The sequence below is a fragment of the Streptomyces sp. PA03-1a genome (assembly GCF_033792805.1).
Lineage (GTDB): Bacteria > Actinomycetota > Actinomycetes > Streptomycetales > Streptomycetaceae > Actinacidiphila.
Genome location: NZ_JARAVO010000504.1, coordinates 1 through 734, shown reverse-complemented (window position 1 = coordinate 734; position 734 = coordinate 1). Strand labels below are relative to the sequence as shown.

Here is a 734-nt window from a genome sequence, read left to right as displayed (position 1 = left end):
TCAAGACGCTGGAGACCACCCCGAAGAACGCCACGCACTGGTCGACGAGGTCGATGGCCGCCGAGGCGGGCCTGTCGCAGTCGGCCGTCTCCCGGATCTGGCGGACCTTCGGCCTCAAGCCGCACCTGGTGGACACCTTCAAGCTGTCCAAGGACCCGCAGTTCATCGAGAAGGTCCGTGACGTGGTCGGGTTGTATCTGGCGCCGCCCGAGCACGCGCTGGTGCTGTGCGTGGACGAGAAGACCCAGATCCAGGCCCTGGACCGGTCCGCGCCGGTGCTGCCGATGATGCCGGGGATGCCCGAGCGCCGCACCCACGACTACGCGCGGGGAGGGGTCACCACGCTGTTCGCCGCGCTGAACACCGCCACCGGTGAGGTGATCGGGCAGATCCACCGCCGGCACCGGGCGGTGGAGTTCAAGAAGTTCCTCGCACGCATCGACCGCGAGGTGCCGGCCGAGCTGGACGTCCACCTGATCTGCGACAACGCCTCCACCCACAAGACGGCCGCCATCCAGCGATGGCTGGCCGCCCGACCGCGGTTCCACGTCCACTTCACCCCCACCAGCTCCTCCTGGCTCAACCAGGTCGAGCGGTGGTTCGGGCTGCTGACGACCCAGCAGATACGGCGAGGCGTCCACAAGAACATCCAGGTCCTGGAGAAGGACATCCGCACCTGGATCCAGACCTGGAACGACGACCCCAAGCCCTTCGTCTGGACGAAAACCGCAGAC

At 67.3% G+C, this 734-nt stretch carries 1 protein-coding gene; it reads left to right on the top strand.

What is annotated here, in order from left to right:
• Window positions 1-734: IS630 family transposase (locus tag PV341_RS45195; protein WP_500361072.1), on the top strand; the 734-nt coding region annotated here is incomplete at both ends.